The 10920-nt window shown below is 34.0% G+C and carries 8 protein-coding genes; all 8 read left to right on the top strand.

The genetic code is table 11. The features are described 5' to 3' along the window. Positions 1-566 precede the first annotated feature (566 nt). The 8 genes from lspA to carB all read left to right on the top strand — a co-directional run bounded on the left by lspA (position 567) and on the right by carB (position 10897). On the top strand, positions 567-1058 hold the full coding sequence (gene lspA / locus ACXQH5_RS02090) for a signal peptidase II (protein ID WP_000549208.1): 492 nt from the start codon (positions 567-569) through the stop codon (positions 1056-1058). After that, a complete protein-coding gene (locus ACXQH5_RS02085; protein WP_000451303.1) occupies positions 1058-1975 on the top strand; it encodes an RluA family pseudouridine synthase in 918 nt (305 codons plus the stop codon). Before lspA ends, ACXQH5_RS02085 begins: the two co-directional genes overlap by 1 nt. Before the next feature lie 400 nt (positions 1976-2375). After that, positions 2376-2903, top strand: coding sequence for a bifunctional pyr operon transcriptional regulator/uracil phosphoribosyltransferase PyrR (gene pyrR, locus ACXQH5_RS02080; RefSeq protein WP_000003870.1), 528 nt, complete (start codon positions 2376-2378; stop codon positions 2901-2903). A gap of 217 nt (positions 2904-3120) precedes the next feature. Next, positions 3121-4428 (top strand): uracil-xanthine permease family protein, encoded by a 1308-nt coding sequence (locus ACXQH5_RS02075; RefSeq protein WP_057504510.1) that lies wholly within the window; start codon positions 3121-3123, stop codon positions 4426-4428. Between the two features lie 27 nt (positions 4429-4455). Then, positions 4456-5337, top strand: a complete 882-nt coding sequence (locus ACXQH5_RS02070; RefSeq protein WP_001016166.1) for an aspartate carbamoyltransferase catalytic subunit — start codon at positions 4456-4458, stop codon at positions 5335-5337. A gap of 17 nt (positions 5338-5354) precedes the next feature. Continuing rightward, complete coding sequence (locus ACXQH5_RS02065) at positions 5355-6629, top strand: dihydroorotase (RefSeq protein ID WP_000767028.1); 1275 nt, start codon at positions 5355-5357, stop codon at positions 6627-6629. Position 6630: 1 nt separating this feature from the next. Next, positions 6631-7731, top strand: a complete 1101-nt coding sequence (locus ACXQH5_RS02060; RefSeq protein ID WP_001190913.1) for a carbamoyl phosphate synthase small subunit — start codon at positions 6631-6633, stop codon at positions 7729-7731. Then, positions 7724-10897 (top strand): carbamoyl-phosphate synthase large subunit, encoded by a 3174-nt coding sequence (gene carB, locus ACXQH5_RS02055; RefSeq protein WP_001126269.1) that lies wholly within the window; start codon positions 7724-7726, stop codon positions 10895-10897. Before ACXQH5_RS02060 ends, carB begins: the two co-directional genes overlap by 8 nt. Positions 10898-10920 lie beyond the last annotated feature (23 nt).

Genomic DNA, 10920 nt, shown 5'->3' with positions numbered 1-10920 from the left:
CTATTGGTAGTGTAAGTTGGGTCATGTTATAATTTTTATACATAAGGCACCTCGTTAATTTAGTTTAGTGGTATTTATTAAATTATACGAAAGTGTCTTATTTTTTAAAGTATTTCAAAGTAAAATTACATGTTAATACGTAGTATTAATGGCGAGACTCCTGAGGGAGCAGTGCCAGTCGAAGACCGAGGCTGAGACGGCACCCTAGGAAAGCGAAGCCATTCAATACGAAGTATTGTATAAATAGAGAACAGCAGTAAGATATTTTCTAATTGAAAATTATCTTACTGCTGTTTTTTAGGGATTTATGTCCCAGCCTGTTTTTAGGGATTTATGTCCCAGCCTGTTTTTAGGGATTTATGTCCCAGCCTGTTTCCTAATTTTTAATGTCATCTTAAATATGATAAATGAATAATTAAGTTCATATTTAATGTCAAAACATAGTAGTTTATCAAGTATTGAGTTAGTAACATTAGATTTAATGTAATATGCTTACTTTTTTTATTAGCAGGTGTAAGCTATAATATAAAGAGTTGTCTTATGGACGATTGATTGGAGGAACGAAAATGCACAAAAAATATTTTATTGGCACTTCCATTTTAATAGCAGTATTTGTCGTTATATTTGACCAAGTTACTAAATATATTATAGCTACTACAATGAAAATTGGAGATTCATTTGAAGTGATACCGCACTTTTTAAACATAACATCACATCGAAATAATGGTGCTGCATGGGGAATATTGAGTGGAAAAATGACATTTTTCTTTATTATTACCATTATTATATTAATAGCCTTAGTATATTTCTTTATTAAAGATGCTCAATATAATTTGTTTATGCAAGTTGCTATTAGTTTACTTTTTGCAGGTGCACTTGGAAACTTTATTGATAGAGTTTTAACAGGAGAAGTTGTTGACTTTATTGATACAAATATTTTTGGTTATGATTTTCCAATATTTAATATCGCAGATTCAAGTTTAACAATTGGTGTAATATTAATTATTATTGCCTTATTAAAGGATACTTCCAATAAAAAGGAGAAGGAGGTTAAGTAATGGAGACTTATGAATTTAACATTACAGATAAAGAACAAACAGGTATGCGTGTAGATAAGTTGCTGCCTGAATTAAATAGTGATTGGTCTCGTAACCAGATACAAGATTGGATTAAAGCAGGTTTAGTCGTTGCAAACGATAAAGTTGTTAAATCTAATTATAAAGTGAAACTTAATGATCATATAGTTGTCACTGAAAAAGAAGTGGTTGAAGCTGATATTCTACCTGAAAATTTAAATTTAGATATTTATTATGAAGATGACGATGTTGCAGTTGTATATAAACCGAAAGGCATGGTAGTTCATCCATCACCAGGTCATTATACCAATACATTAGTTAATGGTTTAATGTATCAAATTAAAAATTTGTCGGGTATTAATGGAGAAATTCGTCCAGGTATTGTTCACCGTATAGATATGGATACTTCTGGTTTATTAATGGTTGCTAAAAATGATATTGCTCATCGTGGACTTGTAGAACAATTAATGGATAAATCTGTTAAAAGAAAATATATCGCTTTAGTTCACGGGAATATTCCTCATGATTACGGTACAATCGATGCGCCAATTGGTAGAAACAAAAATGATCGTCAATCTATGGCTGTTGTTGATGATGGTAAGGAAGCAGTGACACATTTTAACGTACTAGAACATTTTAAAGATTATACGCTTGTTGAATGTCAACTTGAAACAGGACGTACGCATCAAATCCGTGTGCACATGAAATATATTGGCTTCCCATTAGTTGGTGATCCTAAGTATGGACCGAAAAAGACATTGGATATTGGTGGTCAAGCTCTACATGCTGGACTTATTGGATTCGAACATCCAGTAACAGGTGAATATATTGAAAGACATGCTGAATTACCACAAGACTTTGAAGATTTATTAGATACAATTCGAAAAAGAGATGCATAATTGTGTTGTGCTATAATTACGATAACATTATTATGTAAACTATAAGTATTTATCGTTTTCGTTTTTTTAAAATGAAAACACATTATAAAATAGATTAAGGTTAACATTTTTACTGAGATCGGTTAATTTTTCAATATAGATTGACAAAGCGCCTGATTAGTATTATCCTTATAACAGTTTAAGTACAACATAAAGAGTCTTTAATTGAGGGTCCAGAGAGACGTCAAAGACATGAAAATATAGATATATACTAAAATGAATCATAACACTTTCACATATGCAAGAATAAGTAGTAATACTACGATTCTTCTATGTAAATAGGCTGATTGTATATACTAAACCTCATGTCGATATTAAAGACATGAGGTTTTTTGTTTCTAAATTTTGAAAGGGTGAGAATATGTCTGAACGTATCATAATGGATGATGCCGCAATACAACGTACAGTGACGAGAATCGCTCATGAAATTTTGGAGTATAACAAAGGTACTGATAATTTAATTCTTTTAGGTATCAAAACAAGAGGTGAATATTTAGCGAATCGTATACAAGATAAAATTCATCAAATTGAGCAACAACGTATACCTACTGGAACAATTGATATTACATACTTTAGAGATGATATAGAGCACATGTCATCACTTACGACAAAAGACGCAATAGACATCGACACAGATATTACAGATAAAGTAGTCATCATTATTGATGATGTGCTGTATACTGGTCGAACGGTTCGTGCTTCACTTGATGCTATTTTGCTAAATGCTAGACCTATTAAAATTGGTTTAGCTGCTTTGGTTGATCGAGGACATCGTGAGTTACCAATTCGAGCAGATTTTGTTGGTAAAAATATACCTACTTCTAAAGAGGAAACGGTAAGTGTCTATTTAGAAGAAATGGATCAAAGAAATGCAGTTATAATTAAATAATACCCCTTTTAATTCAGTACGAGAGACTGAAAAAGGTGGGGGAGTTGAATGATAAATAAGTTTTCATATGCTTGTTTATCTAATAATACCCTCATGTTCGACAACTATAAGTCAATTTCTATGGACGAAAATGACTTGTAGCAACTTGTCACACTTTTTGTCTCTTTACATATACTGATGTAAAGAGATTTTTTTATTATCGGAGGAAATGAATATTATGCAAAATGATGAAATGTTTGAACGAACAGTAAAACCTGTACTAGATGTAAATGAAAAACCACAACCAGCGCAATGGGCATTTTTAAGCTTACAACATTTATTTGCGATGTTTGGCGCAACAGTACTAGTACCATTCTTAACAGGATTACCAATATCCGCAGCGTTACTAGCTTCGGGAATCGGTACATTACTTTATATCTTAATAACGAAGGCACAAATACCAGCATACTTGGGATCTAGCTTTGCATTTATCACACCAATTATCACGGGAATAAGTACGCATAGCTTAGGAGACATGCTTGTAGCATTATTCATGAGTGGTGTTATGTACGTCATCATTGGGATTCTAATCAAATTAAGTGGGACAGCATGGTTAATGAAATTATTACCACCAGTTGTTGTAGGACCAGTCATCATGGTAATTGGTTTAAGCTTAGCGCCTACTGCAGTCAATATGGCAATGTATGAAAATCCTGGAGATATGAAAGGTTACAATATCAGTTTCTTAATTGTTGCAATGATAACCTTGCTTGTAACAATAGCCGTTCAAGGATTTTTTAAAGGATTCCTATCTTTAATTCCAGTACTTGTAGGTATTATCGTAGGTTATGTGGTAGCGATTTTTATGGGGATTGTGAAATTTGATGCAATTATGTCAGCAAAATGGATAGATTTCCCTCATATTTATCTGCCATTTAAAGATTATGTACCTTCATTTCACTTAGGACTTGTACTTGTAATGATTCCGATTGTGTTCGTAACAGTAAGTGAACATATTGGGCACCAAATGGTACTGAATAAAATCGTAGGTAGAAACTTCTTTGAAAAGCCAGGACTTGATAAATCAATCATTGGTGATGGTGTTTCTACAATGTTTGCCAGTATTATTGGTGGACCACCAAGTACAACATATGGTGAAAATATCGGTGTATTAGCGATTACAAGAATATACAGTATTTACGTCATTGGTGGTGCAGCAGTTATAGCAATTGTTTTAGCATTCATTGGTAAGTTCACTGCATTAATTTCTTCTATACCTACACCAGTTATGGGAGGAGTATCTATATTACTTTTCGGTATTATTGCAGCAAGTGGCTTAAGAATGTTAGTTGAAAGCAAAGTAGATTTTGCGAACAATCGAAATTTAGTTATAGCTTCAGTAATTTTAGTTGTAGGTATCGGTAATTTAGTATTTAACTTAAAAGAAATTGGTATCAACCTTCAAATTGAGGGGATGGCATTAGCTGCACTTTCAGGAATTATTTTGAACTTAATCTTACCTAAAGAGAAAAAACAAAACAATTAAGATTTACAAATTAAGGAGGGCGCTTTTATGAATCATTTATTATCAATGGAACATTTATCTACAGATCAAATATACAAACTTATCCAAAAGGCAAGTCAATTTAAGTCTGGTGAACGTCAACTACCAAACTTTGAAGGAAAATATGTCGCAAATTTATTCTTTGAAAATTCTACTCGAACAAAATGTAGTTTTGAAATGGCAGAACTTAAGCTAGGGTTAAAAACGATTAGCTTTGAAACATCAACATCATCTGTTTCAAAAGGTGAATCTTTATATGACACATGTAAAACTTTAGAAAGTATTGGCTGTGATTTATTAGTCATTAGACATCCGTTTAATAACTACTATGAAAAATTAGCGAATATTAACATCCCAATTGCGAATGCTGGTGATGGTAGTGGACAACATCCAACACAAAGTTTGCTTGATTTAATGACGATATATGAAGAATATGGATATTTTGAAGGCTTGAATGTATTGATTTGTGGAGACATTAAAAATTCACGTGTCGCACGTAGTAATTACCATAGTTTAAAAGCATTAGGTGCAAACGTAATGTTTAATAGCCCAAATGCTTGGATTGATGATTCTTTAGAAGCACCTTATGTAAATATAGATGATGTTATAGAAACAGTAGATATAGTTATGTTATTAAGAATTCAACATGAAAGACATGGTCTTGCAGAAGAAACTAGATTTGCAGCAGATGATTATCATCAAAAGCATGGCTTAAATGAAGTGCGCTATAACAAATTACAAGAACATGCTATTGTTATGCATCCGGCACCTGTGAATAGAGGAGTAGAAATACAAAGCGATTTAGTAGAAGCTTCAAAATCAAGAATTTTTAAGCAAATGGAAAATGGCGTTTACTTAAGAATGGCAGTCATTGATGAATTATTAAAATAGGTAAGGGGACGAAAATGATGAAATTAATTAAAAACGGTAAAGTATTACAAAATGGCGAATTACAACAAGCAGATATTTTAATTGATGGTAAGGTAATTAAACAAATTGCACCTGCAATTGAACCAAGCAATGGTGTTGACATCATAGATGCGAAAGGTCACTTTGTGTCACCTGGATTTGTCGATGTTCATGTTCATTTACGCGAACCTGGTGGTGAATATAAAGAGACAATTGAAACTGGTACTAAAGCTGCTGCTAGAGGTGGATTTACAACTGTATGTCCAATGCCTAACACAAGACCGGTACCAGATTCTGTAGAACATTTTGAAGCTTTACAAAAATTAATCGATGACAATGCTCAAGTACGTGTATTACCTTATGCTTCAATTACAACACGTCAATTAGGTAAAGAATTGGTTGATTTCCCAGCACTAGTAAAAGAAGGTGCCTTTGCGTTTACAGATGACGGTGTAGGAGTACAAACTGCAAGCATGATGTATGAAGGCATGATTGAAGCTGCAAAAGTAAACAAAGCCATCGTTGCACACTGTGAAGATAATTCATTAATCTATGGTGGTGCAATGCATGAAGGGAAACGCAGTAAAGAGTTAGGTATACCAGGTATTCCAAACATTTGTGAATCTGTTCAAATCGCAAGAGATGTACTATTAGCTGAAGCAGCAGGTTGTCATTATCATGTATGTCATGTTTCTACTAAAGAAAGTGTTAGAGTCATTCGTGATGCTAAACGCGCAGGCATTCATGTTACAGCTGAAGTTACACCACACCATTTATTGTTAACAGAAGATGATATTCCTGGTAACAATGCCATTTATAAAATGAATCCACCATTGAGAAGTACTGAAGATAGAGAGGCTTTGTTAGAAGGGTTACTAGACGGTACAATTGACTGTATCGCAACAGACCATGCACCACATGCGCGTGATGAAAAAGCACAACCAATGGAAAAAGCACCATTCGGAATTGTTGGTAGTGAAACAGCATTCCCATTATTATATACGCATTTTGTAAAAAATGGTGATTGGACATTACAACAATTAGTAGATTACTTAACAATTAAACCATGTGAGACATTTAATTTAGAATACGGCACATTAAAAGAAAATGGTTATGCAGATTTAACAATCATTGATTTAGATAGTGAACAAGAAATTAAAGGTGAAGATTTCTTATCAAAAGCAGATAATACACCATTTATCGGCTATAAAGTTTATGGAAATCCGATCTTAACAATGGTTGAAGGCGAAGTTAAATTTGAGGGGGATAAATAATATGCAAAGCAAACGTTATCTAGTGTTAGAAGACGGTTCTTTTTACGAAGGTTACCGTTTAGGATCTGATAACTTAACTGTAGGAGAAATTGTATTTAATACAGCGATGACAGGTTATCAAGAAACTATTTCAGATCCATCATATACAGGTCAGATCATTACTTTTACGTATCCATTAATCGGTAATTATGGTATCAATAGAGACGATTTTGAATCATTAGTACCTACATTAAACGGTATTGTAGTGAAAGAAGCGAGTGCGCATCCAAGTAATTTTAGACAACAAAAGACACTTCATGACGTTTTAGAATTGCATCAAATTCCAGGGATTGCAGGTGTTGATACAAGAAGTATTACGCGTAAAATTCGACAACACGGTGTGTTAAAAGCTGGTTTTACTGATCGAAAAGAAGATATTGATCAACTTGTCAAACATTTACAACAAGTAGAATTACCTAAAAACGAAGTAGAAATCGTTTCGACTAAAACACCGTATGTTTCGACAGGTAAGGATCTAAGTGTCGTACTTGTAGACTTTGGTAAGAAGCAAAATATTGTTCGAGAATTAAACGTCAGAGGTTGTAACGTCACAGTTGTACCATATACAACTACTGCCGAAGAAATTTTAGCAATGGCTCCAGATGGCGTTATGCTATCAAACGGACCAGGTAATCCTGAAGTTGTAGAATGTGCGATTCCAATGATTCAAGGAATTTTAGGGAAAATTCCGTTCTTTGGTATCTGTCTAGGACATCAACTTTTTGCATTATCTCAAGGAGCAAGCTCATTTAAAATGAAGTTTGGTCATCGAGGTGCGAACCATCCAGTTAAAAATTTAGAGACTGGAAAAGTTGATATTACGAGTCAAAACCATGGATATGCAATAGATATAGATTCGTTAAAAAGTACTGATTTAGAAGTTACTCATCTTGCATTAAATGATGGTACTGTAGAAGGTTTAAAACATAAAACATTACCAGCATTTTCTGTTCAATACCATCCTGAAGCAAATCCAGGACCGTCAGATTCAAACTATCTATTTGATGATTTTGTAGCAATGATGACTAATTTTAAGGAAAAGGAGCGTCATATCAATGCCTAAACGTAATGATATCAAAACAATTTTAGTAATAGGGTCTGGGCCAATTATCATAGGTCAAGCAGCTGAATTTGATTATGCTGGAACACAAGCATGTCTAGCTTTAAAAGAAGAGGGATACCGAGTTATTCTTGTAAATTCAAATCCAGCGACAATCATGACTGATAAGGAAATTGCGGATAAAGTATATATTGAACCGTTAACTCATGATTTTATAGCGCGAATTATACGTAAAGAGCAACCTGACGCTTTACTTCCAACTTTAGGTGGTCAAACAGGTTTAAATATGGCGATTCAACTACACGAAAGTGGTGTGCTTCAAGATAATAACGTCCAATTATTAGGAACTGAGCTAACATCAATTCAACAAGCAGAAGACCGTGAAATGTTTAGAACATTAATGAATGATTTAAACGTTCCTGTGCCAGAGAGTGACATTGTAAATACAGTAGAACAAGCCTTTAAATTCAAAGAGCAAGTGGGATACCCGCTAATTGTTAGACCAGCATTTACGATGGGTGGTACCGGAGGCGGTATTTGTCATAATGATGAAGAATTACATGAAATCGTCTCAAATGGTCTTCATTATAGTCCAGCAACTCAATGTTTATTAGAAAAATCTATCGCAGGTTTTAAAGAAATCGAATACGAAGTAATGCGTGATAAAAACGATAATGCCATCGTTGTATGTAACATGGAAAATATTGATCCAGTTGGTATTCATACAGGCGATTCAATTGTTGTGGCTCCTAGCCAAACATTATCAGATGTTGAGTATCAAATGTTACGTGATGTTTCATTAAAAGTTATTCGAGCTTTAGGTATCGAAGGTGGTTGTAATGTTCAATTAGCATTAGATCCGCATTCATTCGATTATTATATTATAGAAGTAAATCCGCGTGTATCACGTTCATCAGCGTTAGCTTCAAAAGCAACAGGATATCCTATTGCAAAATTAGCAGCTAAAATCGCGGTTGGTCTAACATTAGATGAAATGTTAAATCCAATTACAGGAACATCTTATGCAGCGTTTGAACCAACTTTAGACTATGTGATTTCAAAAATACCAAGATTTCCTTTTGATAAATTTGAAAAAGGAGAACGAGAGCTTGGCACACAAATGAAAGCAACAGGTGAAGTTATGGCCATTGGTCGAACTTACGAAGAATCATTGTTAAAAGCAATTCGATCACTTGAGTATGGTGTGCATCACTTAGGATTACCAAATGGTGAAAGCTTCGATCTTGATTATATTAAAGAACGTATTTCACACCAAGATGATGAACGATTATTTTTCATCGGCGAAGCAATTAGAAGAGGCACAACATTAGAAGAAATTCATAATATGACTCAGATAGATTACTTCTTCTTACACAAGTTCCAAAACATTATTGATATTGAGCATCAATTAAAAGAGCTTCAAGGTGATTTAGAATATCTTAAATATGCAAAAGATTATGGATTTAGTGATAAAACAATAGCGCATCGCTTTAATATGACGGAAGAAGAAGTATATCAATTGCGTATGGAAAATGATATTAAACCTGTTTACAAGATGGTTGATACTTGCGCAGCTGAATTTGAATCTTCAACACCATATTATTATGGTACATATGAAACTGAAAATGAATCCATAATTACTGACAAAGAAAAAATCTTAGTATTAGGCTCTGGACCAATTCGAATCGGCCAAGGTGTAGAATTTGACTATGCGACAGTTCACGCCGTTTGGGCAATTCAAAAAGCAGGGTACGAAGCGATAATTGTGAATAACAATCCAGAAACAGTATCAACAGACTTCTCAATTTCTGACAAATTATACTTTGAACCTTTAACTGAAGAAGATGTGATGAATATCATTAATTTAGAAAAACCTAAAGGTGTCGTTGTACAATTTGGAGGACAAACAGCGATTAATTTAGCAGACAAATTGGCTAAACATGGTGTTAAAATACTTGGTACTTCACTAGAAAATCTAAATCGTGCTGAAGATAGAAAAGAATTTGAAGCACTATTAAGAAAAATTAACGTGCCACAGCCACAAGGGAAAACAGCTACCTCACCTGAGGAAGCATTAGCGAATGCTGCAGAAATCGGATATCCGGTTGTAGTAAGACCTTCTTATGTATTAGGTGGTCGCGCAATGGAAATTGTAGACAATGACAAAGAGTTAGAAAACTATATGACCCAGGCTGTAAAAGCGAGTCCGGAACATCCGGTACTAGTCGATAGATATTTAACTGGTAAAGAAATTGAAGTTGATGCGATTTGTGATGGAGAAACAGTCATTATTCCAGGAATCATGGAACATATTGAACGTGCTGGTGTGCATAGTGGTGACTCAATCGCTGTATATCCGCCACAAACTTTGACAGAAGACGAGTTAACAACACTTGAGGACTATACTATAAAATTAGCTAAAGGTTTAAACATCATTGGCTTAATCAACATTCAATTCGTTATAGCTCACGATGGTGTGTATGTTTTAGAAGTAAATCCACGTTCTAGTAGAACGGTACCATTCTTAAGTAAAATTACTGATATTCCAATGGCACAATTAGCTATGCGAGCAATCATTGGGGAAAAACTAACAGATATGGGTTATCAAGAAGGGGTTCAACCATATGCTGAGGGTGTATTTGTGAAAGCACCGGTATTTAGTTTTAATAAATTGAAAAATGTTGATATTACTTTAGGACCTGAAATGAAGTCTACAGGAGAAGTAATGGGGAAAGATACAACATTAGAAAAGGCGTTATTCAAAGGGTTAACAGGTAGTGGTGTTGAAGTTAAAGATCACGGTACAGTATTAATGACCGTCAGTGACAAAGATAAAGAGGAAGTTGTTAAATTGGCACAACGCTTAAATGAAGTTGGCTATAAAATTTTAGCAACGTCTGGAACAGCTAATAAATTAGCTGAGTATGACATACCTGCAGAAGTAGTAGGCAAAATTGGTGGCGAAAATGATTTATTAACACGTATTCAAAATGGTGATGTTCAAATCGTTATAAATACAATGACTAAAGGTAAAGAAGTAGAAAGAGATGGCTTCCAAATTAGACGTACTACAGTTGAAAATGGTATTCCATGTTTGACATCTTTAGATACAGCTAATGCCTTAACAAATGTAATTGAAAGTATGACATTTACAATGCGTCAAATGTAAATCAATCAAACTGTATCGGTGGG

The organism is Staphylococcus sp. SA22, assembly GCF_054165785.1.
The sequence above is the reverse complement of the archived record's forward strand: the minus strand, read 5'-3'. Positions and strand labels throughout refer to the sequence as shown.